Genomic DNA, 20,452 nt, shown 5'->3' on the forward strand with positions numbered 1-20,452 from the left:
GAACTCTTAAGCCGTAATTGATTTATGGAAGTTTCATTTATAGAAATCTTTATCTTAATCGGTGTCGTTCATGGTTTTGTATTTGGGCTTTTAATTCTATTTTCCAGATTTTTTAAAAATAATAATAATGCCTATTTAGGATACACACTTATTATCTTATCAATTATAGGGCTGAATAATTGGTTTTGGGATTTAAAAATGAATCCTACAATCATTTCTATACTTGATCTTTTGCTGTGGCAATTTTTATACCCCGTTACTTTGTATTTATTTTTTCTCAAAAAAATGAATCATCCGTTTGGTAAAAGTAAGCATGTTAGATTATTATTTATTCCTTTTCTTGCGCTAAGTACAATCAATGCTTTTATTTATTTTGATACTGTTTTTTCTATATATGAACTTAGTTTTCCGTACCAGGATCAGGTTATATTTTATTTTTACAAGAGTATAAGTTTTCTCTCAATTTTGTTTCCGGTTGTATTTATGCTTTTATCTTTTCGTTGTGTATTTTATAATACCTTCAATGTCAAAATGAATACAAAGTGGATAAAATGGATCTGGGTATTTATTTCTGTTTTAGAGCTTTATGGCGTGATTTTAGAAGGGTTTAGGTTTGTGTATGGAGATAAGATGCCATTAACCTTCTTGTGGATAGCGGTTTCGGTTTTTATGTATTGGTTGATTTATAAAGGATTGTATCAGTTCAAGCTATCTAATGATCAATATGAAATCAGGAACTTGCTAAAAAATGCTAAAAGGGGAACTGTCATCGATAATTCGAATGATAGTAGTCAATACATTCGTCAATTTATAAATTTGATAGAGCAAGAACAAATACACCACAATCCTGATTTGAGTAGAGATATAGTTGCAAAAAGATTAGGGATTAGTAGTGGCTATCTTTCACAACAACTCAATGCTGTTCACGGAGTTAATTTTTCTGAATTCGTCAATAAATATCGTGTAGCCGATGTTAAAAAAATGATCTTAGATCCCGATTTTGATAAATATAGCTTACTGGCTATAGGTATGGAAGCTGGATTTAATTCTAAAACTACATTTTATAATACCTTCAAAAAAGAAACTGGATGTTCTCCTAACGAGTTCAAAATGCAGCATAAAATGAGTTCATAATTGTTAGAACCTTACAATTCGAAACCATCAAAAAGTTGATATTATCTAGATTTAGCATTGTTTAATCATAAAAAATTACACTATGTTAAGACTTGGTATTGTATACATTGTTTACGGATTGCTTTGTATATATAATTACTCAGAGATTTATGCCCAAACCCAAAGTATTACATTTGAAAATGTAAATGTCATTCCGATGCATGAAGAAGTTGTTCTTAAGAATCAACGAGTAATTATCAAAAATGGAATGATTAGCAAGATAGAATCTGCTTTAATAGAACCTACGCAACAAACGGATATAATTATTCCGGCAAAAGGAAAGTTTCTCATCCCGGGATTAACCGAAATGCATTATCATTTAGAAAATGATGTTAGAGATGAATTTAAACTCTTAGTCGCTAACGGAGTAACTGCTGTGCGCAATATGGCAGAGTACGAAGGACAAGATCAAATTATGATTAGAGAACAAGCTAATAATCACAAATTTTTATCGCCATATTATGTTACTACGGGGCCTTATTTGAAGATACATGATTTACAAACAGAAGAAGAAGTAGTAGCCGTTGTTAAGAAACATCATGATAGGGGGTATGATTATTTGAAAATAGCAGACAATCTTCCAGAAAATATATATGTTAAACTATTAAAAGAAACAAGTAAATACAATATTCCTGTTGTGGGTCATGGGCAGCGTAAACTTCCATTAGAATATTCATTAAGAATGAAATCAATAGCCCATGTAGAAGAGTTTATGTACATATTAAATAGTAAACAAAAGGAAGATACCTCTTATTTAAAACAAGTAGCAGACATGATTAAAACAAGTGGGGTTTATGTGTCTCCGACATTAGGTGTTTTCGAGATGATTAGCCGATATGCCGACGATAAGAAGTTTGCTGTTTTAAAGAAAAGCGATCAGATAAAATATCGACCTAGAGCGTATGCGGCATATTGCCTGTCTGATACTACGCACTATCGTTCTAATACATGGTTTACTGCACCAGAATCTCTTATTCGTCTAGAAAAAGAACTGGAGTGGCAAAAGGGTTTTACTAAAATACTACATGATGCAAAGGTGCCTTTGATTGCAGGTAGCGATACCTATGGGCTTTTTTTACCAGGTTTTTCATTACATCGAGAACTAGAACTTATATGTAATTCGGGACTTTCGCCATATGAAGCTCTAAAAACTGCAACGGTAAACCCTGCAAGATATCTAAATAGAGCATCGATAAGTGGAACCATCACAACAGGAAAACTAGCTGATTTGGTACTGCTCAATAAAAATCCATTACAAAATATTAGCAATACCCAAACTATTGAAGGCGTTGTGATTCATGGAAAATGGTTGAGCAAAGAGGGCCTGAATAAAATGCTAAAAGAAGTTGAAGAGCATTGTAAAACAGAAGAAGAATAAGAATTTTGAATACCTCGGTTAGGTTTAAAAAAAAGCTATTTTGTTTATTATCAAAGTCTTTATACAATATTAAATTTTTGTTATCAAAAACTTTATTTTGAAATAAGTAGGGATTACTAACGAAATAATAGTACCTTCGCACTTTAATATTTTATAATGAATAAAGGAACAGTAAAATTTTTTAATGACTCCAAAGGATTTGGATTCATCACAGAAGAAGGATCAAACAAAGATCATTTTGTACACATTTCAGGCTTAATCGACGAGGTTCGTGAAGGTGACGAAGTAGAGTTTGAACTAAAAGAAGGTAAAAAAGGGCTTAACGCGGTAAACGTGAAAGTATTATAATATACATTTTGACTTTTTTAAAACACAAGCCTGTCAGTTATGACGGGCTTTTTTCATTGCATTCAGATTGTAATAGTAATAATATAGTTCTATAGAATCTTCTAATACTCAAATAAAAAAGAAATACACCATTAGATTTTAATTGTAAGTGTACTAATGTACCTTTATTATCATAATCAACTAGCTCATTTTGAATTACAAGGATTGATGATATGAATATTAAATCTCTTACTATATATACCAGCCAGCTAGAAAAGCAAACTAAATTTTATACAGATGTTTTAAACCTAGAACCCAAGTATAGCGTTAATGACTCGGTTTCTTTTACATTAGGAGAATCTGTATTAAATATCGTATTCAGTACTACTGCTACACCCTATCATTTTGCAATTAATATTCCATCAAATAAAGAGGATGAAGCTTTTAATTGGTTAAAGAAACGAGTTGATGTTTTAAAAGATGGTAATCATACGATTATAGATTTTGTGAATTGGAATGCTAAGGCAATGTATTTTTATGATGCCGATTATAATATCGTAGAGCTAATCGCCAGAAAAAATCTAAATAATGCATCAACAAGAAGTTTTGATCAAAATTCGTTTCTTGAAATTTCAGAAATTGGTATACCCACCACTAGTATTAAAAGAGAATTTACACTATTGAATGAAAATTGTGGACTAGAGGTCTATGATGGAAGTTTTGAAAGATTTTGTGCCGTAGGAAATGACAATGGACTTTTTATTTGCATAAATAAGAATACTAAAAAATGGTATCCTACAAATGATAAAGCGTACTCGTCAGATTTTGAAATGATTATTGAAGAAAATGGGAAAACGTATTCTATTGAATATCGAAAAGAAGAATTAAAAGCTTTGCTACTTAATGAATAATTATAATTAATAGGAATAGATCTTTCTAATACCTAGATAGAGAAGAAATACTCATGTAGATTTTAATTATCAATACACTATTGTATTTTTGAATTACAAAACACATATAAATGAAAATTGTAGTATCTCCGGCTAAATCTTTGGATTTTGAAACCAAAATACCAACAAAACAATATACAGAACCAGCTTTTTTATCAGAAGCTGAAAAACTGAATGCAGTGTTAAAGAAGAAAACGCCTAAAAAGCTTTCAGATTTAATGAGTATTAGTGATAAATTATCACAACTCAATTGGCAGCGTAACCAAGACTTTCATCTTCCGTTTACTATAGAAAATGCAAGACAAGCGGTATATGCCTTTAATGGAGATGTATATGTTGGATTAGATGCATATACAATCCCAGAAGATAAGTTAGAAGCATTACAAGATAAGCTTAGAATTTTGTCTGGGCTCTACGGGTTTTTGAAACCATTAGATTTGATACAGCCATATCGACTAGAAATGGGGACAAAACTAAAAGTCGGTAGAAAAAATAATTTATACGAATTTTGGAAGAAAACTTTAACACAACAACTCAATGAGGAGTTAGAAGATGACGAATTGTTTGTTAATCTGGCAAGTAATGAATATTTCAGTGCAATTGATACCAAAACACTAAAAGTGCCCGTAATTACCCCTCAATTTAAAGATTGGAAAGGTGATAAGCTGAAAATGATAAGTTTCTTCGCTAAAAAAGCTCGCGGAATGATGGTTCGTTATATTATTGATACGGGTGCAGAAACTATAGAGGATCTAAAAGGATTTAATTATGAGGGCTATGGTTTTAGTGAAGAATATACCGTCAAACCAAATGAGCTTGTTTTTGTGAGATAGATACATATCTCAATGCATCTAATTTTAGTATCTTCATCCCGAGTATTCACAATACACAAATCATTAGATGCAACACATTATTAATTTTCTCGACTGGATTGGAGAAAAAATAGGTGCTATCGTTAGTTGGATTGCCGTCTTATTGGCAATCGTAATTGGGGTAGATGTCATTATTCGCTATATTTTTCAGTTTACATATGTCTGGATGATTGAGATAGAAATATATCTATTTGGAATGATGTTTCTCCTGGCTTCAGGGTATACATTTAAATATGAGAAACATGTGCGAGTTGATATATTTTATACAAAACTCTCTAAGAAAGGAAAGGCTTGGGTCGATTTAATAGGCGGAGCCTTTTTACTGGTACCTTGGTGCTATGTGGTTATCGTTTCTTCTTGGTATTATGGATTATCTTCTTTTCTGATAGGAGAAAGCTCCCCTCAGCCAGGAGGTTTGCCAGCACTGTATCTGCTTAAATTTTGCATCACTTTAGGTTTTGTTTTTCTTTTGATTCAAGGAGTTTCTCATATGCTCAAATCAATTCAAGTCATTTTTAATAAGGATAATTAATGGAATATTTAGCAATAGTCTTATTTGTAATCATTTTCATTCTTATTCTACGAGGGTATCCGGTTGCATTTACTTTAGGAGGGATTTCAGTTGCCTTTGCGTTTGGAGTATCTATTTTTGCACCAGAGACTTTTCAGATGTCTACATTTTATTTGCTTCCATCCAGGATTATGGGAGTAGTTAATAATTATGTGCTTATGGCTGTTCCTTTATTCATTTTTATGGGAATTATGTTAGAGAAATCTGGGTTGGCACAAAGTTTACTGGAGACAATGGCTATGATGTTTGGTCGAATACGTGGAGGATTAGCAATCTCGGTTGTCATTGTTGGGGCTTTATTGGCAGCATCAACTGGTATTGTTGGAGCTACTGTAGTGACAATGGGATTGATTAGCTTACCTACGATGTTAAAAAGAGGATATAAAACCGAGTTGGCAACCGGAGTGATAGCTTCTTCAGGTACTTTAGGACAAATTATTCCTCCCTCTATAGTTTTAGTATTATTGGCAGATACCATTAACAGTTCATCACGCGGATCGGCTTCTGTAGATGTGGGAGCTCTGTTTTCGGTAGCATTACTACCGGGTATCCTATTAGTTGTACTGTATATTATTTATATTTTAATAAAGTCTTTTATTCATAAAGAAGATGCACCAATTATCCCAGCCGAAGAAATCAAGCAGTTTAGAGGTAATAATTTTATGTCTAAGATTTTAAAAGTACTGTTTTTACCGATACTCCTGATCGTTCTGGTTTTAGGATCAATCTTCACAGGGGTTGCTTCTCCTACAGAAGCTTCGGCTATTGGAGCTATTGGGGCTACAGTTTTAACATTAATTCAGAAGAAATTCTCATTCAAAATACTAAAAGAGGTAGCACAAGAGACAACTAAACTAACCTCGATGGTGTTTTTTATCCTTTTAGGGGCTACTACATTTACTTTGGTATTCAGAAGTTTGGGGGGAGATTCTTATCTTCAGGAACTAATTATGTCTTCTAATTTAACCCCATTGATGTTTTTATTATTGGTGATGGTTGTCGTTTTTATTGCAGGTTTTTTTATTGATTTTATTGAAATAGTATTCATTATAGTTCCTGTAGTAACTCCTGTTTTTAATGCTTTTGATATGAATATGCTTTGGGTGGGGGTTTTGATAGCGCTAAACCTGCAAACCTCATTTTTAACTCCTCCTTTTGGATTTGCATTGTTTTATCTCAAGGGGGTGGCACCAGAACAAGTAAAGACTAGTCAGATTTATAAAGGGATTATCCCATTTATTGTTATCCAGTTATTAATAGTAAGCTTAGTGATGTTTTTTCCTGAAATCATTTTTATTTCAGAATAATAGAATGACCAAATATATACTAATGAAGTTTATCAATTTTTTTCAAATCAAAAAAAATAATATGACAAGACTTTTAAGCATAGTGATTACAGGACTCTTGTTTTTTTCCTGCTTAGGAGATCCGCCGGCTAGTATGATGAATACTAATTCTTATGATGTAGCAAAGCCAGATAAAGTATTTTATTGGAAAATGACAACCACCTGGCCTCCTAATTTTCCTGTGGTAGGAGAGGTTGCGGAAAAATACTCAGAATGGGTAGATGAGTTAACCAATGGTCAGATCAAGATTAAAGTATATGGGGGGGGAGAATTAGTACCACCTTTAGAGGCTTTTGATGCAGTTTCTCAAGGAACTATTGAAATGGGATGTGGCGCAGCATATTATTGGGCGGGGAAAACTCCGGCAGCACAATTTTTTGCAGCAGTTCCATTTGGTATGAATAGCCAGCAAATTACTTCCTGGTTAGAGACTGGTGGTGGATATGAGCTTTGGAAAAAAACATATGCTCAGTTTAATCTGGTCCCTTTTATGGGAGGAAATACAGGAGTACAAATGGGAGGGTGGTTTAATAAAGAAATCAACACTATAGAAGATTTTAAAGGGTTAAAGATGCGATTGCCAGGCATTGGAGGTAAAGTGCTTGAAAAAGCAGGAGGTGCAGCTGTTTTAGTTGCAGGTAGCGAAGTATATACAAGTTTAGAGCGTGGTGTTATTGATGCTACAGAATGGATTGGCCCCTATCACGACTATAAAATGGGGTTCCATAAAATTGCAAAATATTACTATACACCAGGATGGCACGAAACAGGATCGCAGTTAGAGTTTTTTATCAATAAAAATTTGTATGATGGTTTGCCACCTCACTTGCAAGCTGCACTTGAAGCGGCTTCTAAACGAGCCCAGGTATGGGTGTTGGCAGAGTTTGACAAGCAAAATGGTATTTACTTAGATAAATTGGTTAACGAAGAAGGTGTAGAAATTAGAGAGTTTTCGAAAGAAACGCTTGAAGCATTACGCGGATATACAGATGAAGCATTACAAGAAATGATAGGTGATGATCCTTTATCCAAAGAAGTATATGAAAGCTATTCTGCTTTTCAGAAACAAATATCCAAATGGTCAGAAATAACAGAGAAAGCCTATTACAATAAAATACAGAAATAATTATAATATCTACCAGATATATAATGGTGTAAATTAGTAAACCTCAAGTTAATAAAAGTGCTTTCGAAATGCAGGAAATAATTAATGAAATGAATAAAAAAATAGTGTATACTTCGAGATGGGCTCAAGCCATTCATTACCTAGGCCTTGTGATCTTTACAATCCTATTGATAGCGATTGTTTTTTGGGCTCTAAAGATATACCGCGAAGATGAAACCCCGCTATCTTTTGTTGTTTTGTTTGTTCCTCTTACATTTCTTGTTTGTAGGATGTATATGAATTCTCTGTTGTTAAAATATCTTCAGGCTAAGTTAACCTACAGTAAAACGCATATTAGTATCACGTTGAGAGGTAATACAACACAATATTCATGGTCAGAAGTAGCAAAAGTTAAAATTGTTCGTTCCAATTTGAGTGAACTTTTAATGTTATATAATACTAAAGGAACCCGGATTTATGCGGCGAATAGTAAAACCAATAAGGGGTACAGGTATTTTGAAGACTTTATAATGTCTGAAAGAATAGCGGGTGAAGTAGATAAGGTTTACCTTGTTTTTTAAGCAAAAACAAACCTACTTTAGTATTGAGTCTAAAGCAGGTTTATTTTGTTTTTTCTTAATTAAAGTTCAATTGTAGTTTCGTTGCCTTCACCATCAGTTTGTGTAGCTGTATTATCACATGTTCCATCACCATAATCCAAAGTAATGACTTCGCTATTTTGAGTGGTTACAATAACCCCACTAACGGTGTATGCACATCCTCGTTCATTACGCAATGGAGTAGTAATTTCTACACCATATTGATCACCATTGCTGAATCGTGTTGAACTGCTTCCAGAGGTGAGTTTGTAATATTCAGAATCCTGTGGATTATCTGGGTTTCTATCAAAGAAAGTTTCTTTTACAAAATTTGATTCACTGGTTGCAGTAAGTCCGTCTTCCCAGGCAAAAGAAAAGTTAGTGCTTGTAGAAAATGCTGTATTTCCAGTTTCACTTCTAAACGTGAATGTCGTATTTGCAGTACCCGCAATGGCTATACCTTTATAGACAAGATTTTCAAGAACATAATTTATTACAACCTTATTCTCAGTATCTAAAACGATAGCAAAACTCATACGAATACTACCCGAAATTGATTCTCCATTAATCTCACAACCATCTTCAAAATTAATTAAAATTGTACGAGTTCCATCTGTAGATTCAGAGGTAATCGTAGCACAATCAATCATTTTGTTGGCAGAATTACGAGTAACAGGTATCAGACCTGATTCTGTACTAAACACGTCCTCAACCATAGAATTAATTTCGGTGTTTGCAGTTTCAAGATCTTTATACTGTTTGGCAGTAGTTACTTCACTGGTTGGGATTTGAACTTCATTATCATCGTTCTTACATCCTATTAAACATGTACTTACCACAAAAAACAAGCTTAAGAAAGCTTTAAATTTATTTTTCATATTAAAAAAATTAATGAGTTAATAAAAAGTTGTTAAGGTGGTTATTCTAATAAAACAACGGAAAGTGCATATGTAATCTTATCTTGAGTTTAGTTAATAATTGTTAAGTTTATGTTAGAATTAAATTATTTGGTACGCAAAAGAGTCACAATCTAAGGTGTTTATGCTTATATATTTTGAAAATTCTATTGCAAAGAATATTTCTTATCAATATCTTCGCAGCGAATGTTCGCTAAAAACGATATAAACTCAAAATTTAAAGTATGCAAATAAAAAAGGTTTTAGTCGCCAATCGAGGTGAGATAGCAATCAGGATTTTTAGAGCTTGTACAGAGATTGGTCTCCAAACAGTGGGGGTCTATACCTATGAAGATCGATATTCGTTACATCGATACAAGGCAGATGAAGCGTATCAGATTGGAGAAAATCACGAACCGCTAAAACCATACTTGAATATTGAGGCCATTATAAAAGTTGCTAAAAAGAACAATGTTGATGCGATTCATCCGGGATATGGTTTCTTGTCAGAGAATGCAGAATTTGCAAAACAATGTGAAGAAAATGATATTATTTTTATTGGTCCAAAAGTATCTGTTCTTAAATCACTAGGAGATAAAATTACAGCCAAAAAAGTGGCTATTGATAATAATATCCCTATTATCCAGAGTAACAAAGAGGATTTAGTAGATATAAAAATTGCCATAAAAGAAGCGAAGCGTATTGGTTTCCCTGTAATGCTTAAAGCTGCATCTGGCGGTGGTGGTCGAGGAATGCGTGTTATTAGAAATCAAGAAGAACTCGAAAAAGCATTTCCAGAATCTCGCAGAGAAGCCTTAAATGCTTTTGGTGATGATACTGTATTTCTTGAAAAATTTGTAGAAAATCCAAAACACATAGAAATACAAATCGTGGCAGACCATCATGGTAATATGGTACATTTGTTTGAACGCGATTGTTCTGTACAGCGACGTTATCAAAAAGTAATAGAATATGCTCCTTCATATGGGGTTGCTGAAGAAATAAAACAAGATTTATATAAGTATGCACTTACCATTTGTAAAGCAGTAGATTATAATAATATTGGTACTGTAGAATTTTTGGTAGACGATGATGGTAGTATATATTTTATAGAGGTTAACCCAAGAGTACAAGTAGAACATACAGTTACCGAGATTGTTACTGGGATAGATCTAATTAAGGCACAGATATTTATTGCTGGAGGGTATAAGTTATCGGATAAACAAATAAAAATAGAAAGCCAGGAAAACCTAAAGATAAATGGATTTGCAGTACAATGTAGAATTACTACAGAAGACCCAGAGAATAACTTTAAGCCTGACTATGGTACGATAACAACATATCGTAGTGCTTCTGGATTTGGAATTCGATTGGATGCAGGAAGTGTGTATCAAGGTGTGACTATTTCTCCGTTTTTTGATTCAATGTTGGTAAAAGTTTCAGCCAATAGTAGAACTCTTGATGGTGCGTGTAGAAAAATGCGAAGAGCGTTATCCGAGTTTAGAATTAGAGGCGTAAAAACTAATATGCCATTTCTGGATAATATTCTTCAACATGAAACCTTTAGAACTGGTAAAACAACAGTAAACTTTATCCAGAATACAAAATCTTTATTTACCATAAAAGAATCCAGAAACCGTGCCACAAAATTGGTTAATTTTCTAGGAGAAGTTATTGTTAATGGTAATCCCGATGTTAAAAAGATAGATCCTAATAAAACATTCGTTGTACCCGAAATTCCAAAATATGACGAGAGCGGGGCTTTTCCTAAAGGAACTAAAAATCTTCTTACAGAATTGGGGCCTGAAAAGTTTTCTGAGTGGTTAAAAAATGAAAAGAAAGTACATTTTACTGATACTACTATGCGGGATGCTCATCAGAGTCTATTGGCAACTCGTATGCGTACGTATGATATGCTAAAAGTAGCCGAAGGGTTTGCTAAAAACCATCCGGAAATATTTAGTATGGAAGTGTGGGGAGGAGCAACCTTTGATGTTTGTTTGAGATTCCTTAATGAAAACCCATGGGAGAGATTACGATCATTGCGTAAAGCAATGCCCAATCTTTTATTGCAAATGCTTATCCGTGGATCGAATGGAGTGGGATATACGGCATACCCTGATAATTTAGTAGGTAAATTTGTTGAACAATCGTGGGAGAATGGTGTAGATGTATTCAGGATTTTTGATTCGTTGAATTGGATGAAATCCATTGCTCCTTGTATCGAACATGTGAGAACAAGAACTCAAGGTCTTGCTGAAGGTTCGTTATGTTATACCGGAGATATTCTTGATCCAAAACGAACAAAATATACGCTGGATTATTATATCCAATTAGCTAAGGATATCGAAAATGCAGGTGCACATATCTTAGGAATTAAAGATATGGCTGGTTTACTAAAACCATATGCAGCGTATGAATTGGTTTCAGCTTTAAAATCTGAAATTAATATTCCAGTTCATTTACATACGCATGACACATCATCTGTGCAGCCTGCTACCTATCTTAAAGCTATAGAAGCTGGTGTTGATGTGGTTGATGTAGCATTAGGTGGATTGTCAGGATTAACCTCTCAACCTAACTTTAATGCAATAACCGAAATGTTGCGTTTTCATGAACGAGAAAATAAAATGGATATTTCGAGCCTGAACAACTATTCAAACTATTGGGAGGCAGTTCGAGAGTATTATTATGTATTTGAATCAGGATTAAAAGCGGGAACAGGAGAAGTATACCAGCACGAAATCCCTGGTGGGCAATATTCTAATCTAAAACCACAAGCACAAGCACTAGGATTATCTGACCGTTTTCATGAGATTACTAGAATGTATGGCGAGGTAAATGAGTTGTTTGGTGATATCGTAAAAGTTACTCCTAGTTCTAAGGTAGTAGGCGATATGGCACAATACCTGGTTAGTAACAACCTTACCATAGAAGATGTAAAAGAAAGAGGAGAAACGATTTCTTTTCCACAATCGGTAATGAGTTTCTTTAAGGGTGAGTTAGGACAACCCGTTGGAGGGTTTCCAAAAGCCGTACAAAAATCTGTGCTAAAAGATCAAAAACCGTTTACCGATCGCCCAAATGCGCACTTAGAGCCTGTTGACTTCGAAACCGAATTTAAGGATTTTGTAAAAGTCTATAAAAAAGGAATGGGACGTGAACTAGATATTACCGATTTCTTGTCATATAAATTATATCCAAAAGTATTTACCGGAGCGTACAACCACCATTTGAAATTCGGGAATGTTATGAATATTCCTACCAAAAACTTTTTCTATGGAATGTCTCCAGAAGAAGAGATTATCGTAAAATTGGATCAGGGAAAAACGCTGTTGGTACAATTAATTTCGGTAGGAGAACCAAATGAAGAAGGTAAAGTAACTGTATTCTTTAAAGTCAATGGTCAAACTCGTAATGTAGTTGTGCAAGATAGTGCTATTAAAGTAGATAAAGTAGTGCATGCAAAAGTTGATAAAGCAGATGCTAAACAGATAGGAGCTCCATTACAAGGATCTTTATCTTCAGTACTAGTAAAAACGGGCCAAGAAGTTAAAAAGAATGAGCCACTTTTTATTATTGAAGCCATGAAAATGGAAACGACTATTACAGCTAATGAGGATGCAGTAGTCAAGAAAATAGTGCTTAAATCTGGTACTATGGTAGAAGCAGATGATTTGGTAATTACTCTAAAATAAATTTTATTGACCTCACAGATTGGTTGTTGAGCTTGTCGAAGCGCAAACCTGTGAGGTCTTTTTACTTTACTTAACATCAATACAGCTCTACAATCCCCTTTGTAGTTTAGAAAATCTTTCTATTTTTACAATATATTAACATTCCCGGGAAACATTGAGAGTCAGACCAATTCAAATATCATTATTTATCCTATTTATTTTAGGAGCATTGTTTGGATTAATGTTTTTAAGTCAAAAAGGAGGGGTGCAAAAAGCCCAAACTCAAGACGATGGATTCTCTTATGAAGGGATATCTCTTAAATACCCTACATACAGAACATTTTTAGGGCTCGAAAAAGATTCTACGCTCACAAGAGAAGATATCCTAAAAGTAACCCAGGTAGTAACTCCTCTTGATATCGAAACTGAAGAAGATGAGGTAACTTTGATAAGCGATGCAAGTGAAGAAAAAATAAAAGAGCTACCTGATTTTTCTAAAATAGACACCACACAACTAGTCAGAATTAGATATCCCGATAGTAACCCTGATTTTGTTAGCGAGCTCAGAAAAAAATTCTCTTCAAGAAACTGCCGTATCATTCATTATGGAGATTCGCAAATTGAAGGTGATAGGATTACTGCATATTTGCGCAACAGGCTTCAACGTATGTATGGGGGTAGTGGTCCGGGGTTTTTACCAATAAAACCAGTATACAGGCAGATTAGCGCTGTTATAGAACCGAGCGATAATTGGGAGCGTTACGCATTTTTTGATCCTACGAAAAAGAAATTTTCACATCGAAAATATGGTACATATCTTTCGGTTTCAAGATTTACTCAATATCAAAAATCACTACCTGACAGTATAGCTTTAGATTCGTTACCAGTGCAAAAAGCTTCGGTAGTTATTGGTAAATCAGATGATACCTATCGTAAGTTTAGAAGATTTACGAATATAGGCTTGCATTATGGTAATTGTAATTTCCCCATTAAAGTATCGGTATATAATGATGGTGCTTTGATTCAACAAGATAGTCTTATTGCCGATGGCAGATATCACCAATATAAAATCAGAACATCGGTTACACCTACCAATCTTAAGATAGAACTCGAAGGCAAAATAAGTGCAGATTTTTATGGGTTAACCCTTGATGGTGGTTCCAGAGTTCAGATCGACAATGTAGCGATGCGCGGTGCATCGGGGACAATTTTTGCCAATGCCAGTGCTGCAACATATGGTAGGATGGTAAGACAATTAAAACCAAAGATTTTTATTATGCAATACGGAGGCAATACCATGCCGTATCTAAAAGATTCTACCGATGTAGATAAGTATACTAAACGTATTGCCAGCCAGGTAAACTGGATAAGAAAACGTGCAAAAAATGCAAGTTTCATATTTATTGGTCCAACAGATATGTGTCTTCCGGTTAACGGTAAGATGGAAACCTACCCGCTATTACCTTATCTCAATGCTAAACTTATGGAAACCTGTCTTGATAATAATGTTGCGTATTGGAGCATGTATCATGCTATGGGCGGAAAAGGATCAATGGAATTGTGGGTTGACGAAAAACTCACCGCAAAAGACTATATGCATTTTACCTGGAAAGGAACCAAAATAATTTCAGAACTATTTTTTACAGCCCTATACCTTGACCTTAAAGAACCTGATAACAATGACAATGCGTAACAAATTACTTTTTTGCGTTTGGCTTTTTGCATTACCAACATTGCTGGCACAAACGTATGTATTAGATACCATACAAAATAAATACACCTTTGTAAATTGGAAAGCGAATAGCATTAAAATGGCCGAACACTCTCCGGCTTTCAAAACACTATTCAGAAAATTAGATACCATTGCCAAAGGAGGAGAAGAAGACCTTCATATTTTTCATATCGGAGGGTCCCATATTCAAGCCGATATTTATTCGAACCGTTTGCGATCTTATCTACAAACGATGAGTCCTACAGCAAAGGGGCAACGGGGGTTTATCTATCCTTTTAGTATAGCCAAAACTAATAATCCCGGAAATTACAAGGTTGAGTTTGATGGCGAGTGGGCAGGATATCGATGTTCAGTTAGAAAAGATAGTGTAGCCTGGGGATTATCTGGAGTTACCGCAGTTTTTAAAGACTCTGTTTCTAATGTGAAATTAAAGGTCAATGGTAATAATTATCATGAAAAGATGTATGATTTCAATAAAATTAGGATCTTTTATGATGATTGGAGCACAGATTATGAGATATCATTTAAGCAAGATTCCTTGGTAACTAATACAACCAAAAATAAAGAAGCACATTTTATTGAATATACCCTTAACAAAAATGTAGAAGAAATAGAATTTTGTATTCGAAAGGTAGAAGATGTTGAGAATGCAGAGTTCTTGATGATGGGGATTGAGCTAATGAATGATAATAAAGGGATACAATACACGTCGATTGGTGTAAATGGAGGAAGTTTTTCATACTATGATCGATGCAAGTATTTTGATGATCAATTATTACTCTATAAGCCAGATCTCTTTATCGTTTCTGTAGGGACAAATGATGCGTATCATCCAGACTTTAATCCACAAGAGTATAAAGCGTACTATATTGATTTGATTAAACTCATTCAAAAAGCCAATCCAGATTGTGCAGTGTTACTTACGGTGCCCAATGATTCATATTATAAAAAGAAATTCCCCAACCCTCGAACCCGAATCGCAAGAAGGATGATCTATGAAGTCGCCAAAGAACAACAAATGGCAGTATGGGATTTTTATGAGATTATGGGAGGATTCAATTCTTCACAGAGTTGGTATACCCATAAACTAATGCCAAGAGACAGAATTCATTTTACAGTGATGGGCTATCGTATTAAAGCCGATCTTTTATTGCAGGCTCTTGCACATTCATGGGAAAAAGAATTAAAACTTGAGCCTAATGCTATTTTGAATCAGATTATTAATGAATAGACTTATAGACATATTTTCTTTCTCTGAAGATTCTCCACTAATCTTTACACAAGCAGATTTCTGGATATTCTTTGCAGCATTATATTTTATTTATGCCATAGTCTATAGCAAAAAGGATTTACGTAGTGCTTATCTCTTTGCCATCAGTCTTCTGTTTTATTATAAAACCAGTGGGCTTTTTATAGGTATTCTATTATTTAGCACGGTTAATGATTTCTTTTTGGGTAAAGCAATCTATAAAAGCAAATCGGTCGTATTTCAAAAAACACTGGTTGCTATTAGTGTGATTATTAACCTGGGTACACTTTGTTACTTTAAATACGCTTATTTCTTTACAGAATCCTATAATTACCTTTTTCAGACCAATTATGAGGTGATCAACTACCTTGCGCAATGGACCAATACATGGAGCGGTGTCGATTATTTTACAGTAGATAAAATTATCCTTCCAGTAGGGATTTCGTTCTATACCTTTCAAACGATTAGTTATAGTGTAGATATTTACCGAAAGCAAATCAAACCTCTCAAATCTATTATCGATTTTGGATTCTTTGTGAGCTTCTTTCCGCAGTTGGTGGCAGGGCCTATTGTTCGAGCTTCAGATTTTGTGCCCCAGATCCGAAAAGAAATTAATATCACCAAAGACGATTTTGGTAGAGCCACTTTTATGATTCTAAAAGGATTAATCAAAAAGATGCTGTTTGCAGATTATATTGCAGCCAATTTTATGGATCGCGTCTTTGATGTACCCGAAATGTTCTCTGGGTTTACCAATATTATGGCCATGTTTGGATATTCGTTGCAGATTTACGGTGATTTTTCAGGGTATACCGATATAGCTATTGGGCTGGCATTGCTTATGGGATATAGGTTGCCGGTTAATTTCAATTCGCCTTATAAGGCAATCCATTGCGGTGATTTTTGGCGGCGCTGGCATATCTCATTATCAAGTTGGTTAAAAGATTATCTATATATACCCATAGGGGGTAATCGTAACGGAAGTATTTTCTCATATACATTTATCTTAGTATTTACGTTTTTGGGTGTTTTTGCGGTATCAGACTATGGGATTGCATTGATAGCTGCAGCCTCTGTAGGTTTTTTGTTAATTATCACCTTGTTTTCATCAAAACTGGCATGGCACTTTAATCGCAACGTAAATATCATGATCACCATGTTAGTGGGTGGGTTGTGGCATGGTGCCTCCTGGAAATTTGTTATCTGGGGAGGGCTTAATGGTATTGGGATTGTTACCTATAAGTACTGGCGTTTAATCAGTCCGTATGAAAATTCAAAAGCATGGTATGCTATACTATGGCGTATTGCCTTAACTTTTGTGTTTATTACATTCACCCGTATTTATTTTAGAGGCAATAGCATGGATCATATCGATCGCTTTTATCAGCAGGTAATAACCAACATGGATTGGCAAAATGCACTGGCTGTACTTTGGGAGTATCGTGTGGTGTTTATCGTAATGCTAATAGGGTATATTACGCATTGGTTACCCTATAAAACAAAAGATTGGGCTTTAGATCAGTTTATAAAGAGTAATATGGTGATCAAGGCACTTGTTGTGATTGTGGTGGCTATTATTTGTTATCAAACCTATGCAGCCGATTTCCAGCCATTTATTTACTTCCAGTTTTAAGATTATGTCAATTCTAGTGGCTTTAATTTTAATTGAGATTGTATCGAGAATAGTGATCTTTGATCAGAAACATGATATTAACTATTATGGCGTGTCCCTGCGGGTCGGGCTATCTGCTATATCTTTTTATCGCCGCTTCTCGATATACCACACTCAGGTGTGGCACTCGAAGTGACAATAAAAGTTATAATAGGTACCCTGAGGTTCTCGAAGGGTGCTATCCCGCACGCAAAATTATTATTTCAAAAAAACATCCATAGCAAATCTGTATATGCTATTTGTATAATATATAACGATCTCCTGCCAGTGACGAGAGTTATTTGTATAGTATACAACGATCTCCTGCCAGTGACGAGAGTTATTTGTATAGTATACAACGATCTCCTGCCAGTGACGAGAGTTATTTGTATAGTATACAACGATCTCCTGCCAGTGACGAGAGTTATTCGTATAGTATATAACGATCTCCTGCCAATGACGAGAGCTATTTGTATGATATGCAAAAATCTCTTGTACCTTGTAAGAACTTTTCCCGCTTCTATAAGATGAAGATAAAAGACAAGAACTACTTCTTATTTCAACTTTTAAATAATACAATTACCTTCATAAATTGTAAATTGTAAATCGTAAATCAAAACTATGTTTTTACATACCCATCCATACGAACCCTTTTTTCCTGAAGGAGCTACAAGGCTTATTGTGGGGACATTGCCACCACCGCGATTTACGACTAGAGTACTTAATGATAGAGATGTAGATTTTTGTTATGGTAGTAGTAATGGATTACTTTGGCCCGTTTTAGACCGTATTTTTAGACTCAACCTAAAATATGAAACTACCCAGGAGGCAGCTGATCAGCGTAAAGAGTTTTTAACCTCTCGTGGGATTGGTGTTTGTGATATAGTGCACAGTTGTGAGCGTGATAAGATTGATGCTTCAGACTTAGGGATGCAAAATATTAAGCTTAGAGACCTGGTGGGGTATCTCAGAGAATATCCAAAAATCCATACTTTAATTTTTACAGGGGGTAATAGTAAAAACGGACCTGAGTATTTCTTCAGAAAGCATCTTAAAACATATAATATGAAGTTGGAAGTAGTTTCAGATGATGTTCCCAGGGTACATCAATTCACAATGTATCATCCTGTGCCTGTCGAAGGGAAATTGAAACCCAGAACTATAAAAACAGTATCTCTAACCGCTCCATCGGGGTCAGCAAATCGAGCTATTGGGAGCATGCAGTTGTACAAAGACCTAAAAAACAAAAACCCTAAATTCAATACGATTGATTTTAGGGTGATGCAGTATCAGGAGTTTTTTTAGTGTATGTGTTTTCCATGTATATTTATGACGACATTGTGTTTATTCAAAAGAAGAAGTTTAATAATTAACACATAGGTAAATTAAAAATTAGGGTAATATTTTGCCCCCAACGACACAAGTATTAAAAATATTATATGATTCGACCAAATAATTTGACAAAAGTACTTTTCAGTATATGGATAATGTTATTCATTTATTCAAAGATTGTAAGATCTTTTAACTTGTATTATTTCTGGGAAAGTTCATTCGTTTGTTGGACTTTTTTTATACTAGGGATAGCCTCTCTATTTCACTCAATTTCCAGTAAATTATCCAATAGTTTTGTAATAACCGTTTTTAATATTATTGTATTATCACTTTGTTTAACTGTAATTTTAAAATATGGAATTGTATTTGGGATGAAATCATCAAAAGCATATAATGCCCTGGATAAGTATGTTTCTAAAAACGTAGATTTCAAAGCTGAACTAGGAAATATTGAGGATATATGTGTATTACCAATTTCATCATATAGTTCAAGATCTGACTCCTCAGGTAATTATGGAAATGCCACTCTAAATATTATATTAAAGGGAGATAAAAAGTACAAAAGAGCTACTGCATATTTAATAAAAGAGCCAGATAGTTTACGATGGAGAGTGGTTAGAATTGAAAAAGAATAAAACTTCTGATGAATAGTGTTCTGAAAATCTATCTGCTGTTGCTTGGTTATACTATATAATGATATTATTATGAAAACAGCCATAAGTAAAATACTATGGCTGTTTTTTTTATCTATTATGATGTAAATGTTTTGGGTGTATTATCTAATTTCTTTTACAAAATCTCCAATAGTATCTACTCCATTATGAGTTAGATGTTTAATGAAGGCAGATCCAATAATGGCACCTTTGGCTGTTTTGGTTGCCTGCATAAAAGTTTCATTATTACTAATCCCAAAACCAACGATTTGCGGATTTTTTAGACCCAATGCTTCAATACGCTCAAAGTAGTGTTGCTGGGTATCTCCAAAGGTGTTTTTTGCGCCGGTAGTACTTGCAGAACTTACCATATAGATAAATCCATTAGATACTCTATCGATAAATCGAATACGCTCATCAGAGGTTTGTGGAGTGATCAAAAATACATTGATCAACCCATATTTTTCAAACGTTTCTTGGTAGTGTTCATGATATTCAGCTACCGGAAGATCAGGTATAATGAGTCCGTCAATACCAATCTCCTGGCATTTGGCGCAAAAAGCTTCGATCCCGTATTGCATCATTGGGTTAAAGTATCCCATAATGATCAGAGGGATGTTCACTGTGTTTCGAATATCTTTTAATTGCTCAAACAGCAGCTTTGTAGTCATACCATTTTTGAGCGCCACGGTAGAGCTTTCTTGTATGGTCGAGCCATCTGCCAAAGGATCACTAAACGGTAATCCGATCTCGATCATATCTACACCATTCTTTTCAAGGTCCTGTATCACTTTTGCAGTGTCGTTTAGTGCAGGATAACCCGCAGTGAAGTATATGGATAGTAGTTTTTTATTTTGTTCTAGTGTTGTATTTATTCTATTCATAATAGAGTATTGAGTACTTAGTATAGAGTATTGAGTAGTTAGTGAAATGAAAAAGAT

17 protein-coding genes are annotated in these 20,452 nt (G+C 34.4%); 15 read left to right on the top strand and 2 right to left on the bottom strand.

From position 1 onward, the window contains the following. Positions 1 to 531: 531 nt before the first annotated feature. The 9 genes from JJQ60_RS14985 (at position 532) to JJQ60_RS15025 (ending at position 8,303) form a co-directional block, all read left to right on the top strand. On the top strand, positions 532 to 1,134 hold the full coding sequence (locus JJQ60_RS14985) for a helix-turn-helix domain-containing protein (RefSeq protein ID WP_201921888.1): 603 nt from the start codon (positions 532 to 534) through the stop codon (positions 1,132 to 1,134). 82 nt (positions 1,135 to 1,216) lie between these two features. Next, complete coding sequence (locus JJQ60_RS14990) at positions 1,217 to 2,551, top strand: amidohydrolase family protein (protein ID WP_201921902.1); 1,335 nt, start codon at positions 1,217 to 1,219, stop codon at positions 2,549 to 2,551. Between the two features lie 156 nt (positions 2,552 to 2,707). Continuing rightward, on the top strand, positions 2,708 to 2,899 hold the full coding sequence (locus JJQ60_RS14995; RefSeq protein ID WP_201921905.1) for a cold-shock protein: 192 nt from the start codon (positions 2,708 to 2,710) through the stop codon (positions 2,897 to 2,899). 212 nt (positions 2,900 to 3,111) lie between these two features. Further along, a complete protein-coding gene (locus JJQ60_RS15000) occupies positions 3,112 to 3,789 on the top strand; it encodes a VOC family protein (RefSeq protein WP_201921908.1) in 678 nt (225 codons plus the stop codon). Positions 3,790 to 3,899: 110 nt separating this feature from the next. Then, entirely contained in the window at positions 3,900 to 4,661 is a 762-nt protein-coding gene (gene yaaA / locus JJQ60_RS15005) for a peroxide stress protein YaaA (protein ID WP_201921911.1), read from the top strand. A 67-nt stretch (positions 4,662 to 4,728) separates the two neighbouring features. Further along, on the top strand, positions 4,729 to 5,232 hold the full coding sequence (locus JJQ60_RS15010; protein WP_201921914.1) for a TRAP transporter small permease subunit: 504 nt from the start codon (positions 4,729 to 4,731) through the stop codon (positions 5,230 to 5,232). Further along, the gene (locus tag JJQ60_RS15015) at positions 5,232 to 6,578 is read left to right on the top strand and encodes a TRAP transporter large permease (RefSeq protein ID WP_201921917.1); all 1,347 of its coding nucleotides are present in this window, start codon (positions 5,232 to 5,234) and stop codon (positions 6,576 to 6,578) included. Before JJQ60_RS15010 ends, JJQ60_RS15015 begins: the two co-directional genes overlap by 1 nt. A gap of 61 nt (positions 6,579 to 6,639) precedes the next feature. Beyond that, the gene (locus JJQ60_RS15020; protein WP_201921920.1) at positions 6,640 to 7,743 is read left to right on the top strand and encodes a TRAP transporter substrate-binding protein; all 1,104 of its coding nucleotides are present in this window, start codon (positions 6,640 to 6,642) and stop codon (positions 7,741 to 7,743) included. An 89-nt stretch (positions 7,744 to 7,832) separates the two neighbouring features. Then, positions 7,833 to 8,303, top strand: coding sequence for a hypothetical protein (locus JJQ60_RS15025; protein ID WP_201921923.1), 471 nt, complete (start codon positions 7,833 to 7,835; stop codon positions 8,301 to 8,303). A 59-nt stretch (positions 8,304 to 8,362) separates the two neighbouring features. Here JJQ60_RS15025 and JJQ60_RS15030 read toward each other — a convergent pair whose 3' ends face one another. Further along, positions 8,363 to 9,199, bottom strand: a complete 837-nt coding sequence (locus tag JJQ60_RS15030; protein ID WP_201921927.1) for a hypothetical protein — start codon at positions 9,197 to 9,199, stop codon at positions 8,363 to 8,365. A gap of 263 nt (positions 9,200 to 9,462) precedes the next feature. On the opposite strand from JJQ60_RS15030, the gene JJQ60_RS15035 reads away from it, so the two are divergent. The 6 genes from JJQ60_RS15035 (at position 9,463) to JJQ60_RS15060 (ending at position 19,493) form a co-directional block, all read left to right on the top strand. Next, positions 9,463 to 12,915, top strand: coding sequence for a pyruvate carboxylase (locus JJQ60_RS15035; RefSeq protein ID WP_201921930.1), 3,453 nt, complete (start codon positions 9,463 to 9,465; stop codon positions 12,913 to 12,915). A gap of 154 nt (positions 12,916 to 13,069) precedes the next feature. Next, a complete protein-coding gene (locus JJQ60_RS15040; RefSeq protein ID WP_201921932.1) occupies positions 13,070 to 14,587 on the top strand; it encodes an SGNH/GDSL hydrolase family protein in 1,518 nt (505 codons plus the stop codon). Continuing rightward, positions 14,580 to 15,857 carry a GDSL-type esterase/lipase family protein gene (locus JJQ60_RS15045; protein WP_201921935.1) on the top strand — a complete coding sequence of 426 codons (1,278 nt, stop codon included), beginning with the start codon at positions 14,580 to 14,582 and terminating at the stop codon, positions 15,855 to 15,857. Before JJQ60_RS15040 ends, JJQ60_RS15045 begins: the two co-directional genes overlap by 8 nt. Further along, a complete protein-coding gene (locus tag JJQ60_RS15050) occupies positions 15,850 to 17,508 on the top strand; it encodes an MBOAT family O-acyltransferase (protein ID WP_201921938.1) in 1,659 nt (552 codons plus the stop codon). The genes JJQ60_RS15045 and JJQ60_RS15050 overlap by 8 nt, the downstream gene beginning before the upstream one ends. A gap of 639 nt (positions 17,509 to 18,147) precedes the next feature. Next, positions 18,148 to 18,831: a uracil-DNA glycosylase family protein gene (locus tag JJQ60_RS15055; RefSeq protein WP_201921941.1), complete on the top strand. Its 684-nt coding sequence runs from the start codon at positions 18,148 to 18,150 to the stop codon at positions 18,829 to 18,831. 398 nt (positions 18,832 to 19,229) lie between these two features. After that, entirely contained in the window at positions 19,230 to 19,493 is a 264-nt protein-coding gene (locus JJQ60_RS15060; RefSeq protein WP_201921944.1) for a hypothetical protein, read from the top strand. 140 nt (positions 19,494 to 19,633) lie between these two features. On the opposite strand, the gene trpA is transcribed toward JJQ60_RS15060, so the two are convergent. Further along, positions 19,634 to 20,395, bottom strand: coding sequence for a tryptophan synthase subunit alpha (gene trpA, locus JJQ60_RS15065; RefSeq protein WP_201921947.1), 762 nt, complete (start codon positions 20,393 to 20,395; stop codon positions 19,634 to 19,636). Positions 20,396 to 20,452 lie beyond the last annotated feature (57 nt).

The organism is Aquimarina mytili (assembly GCF_016735115.1).
GTDB lineage: Bacteria > Bacteroidota > Bacteroidia > Flavobacteriales > Flavobacteriaceae > Aquimarina > Aquimarina mytili.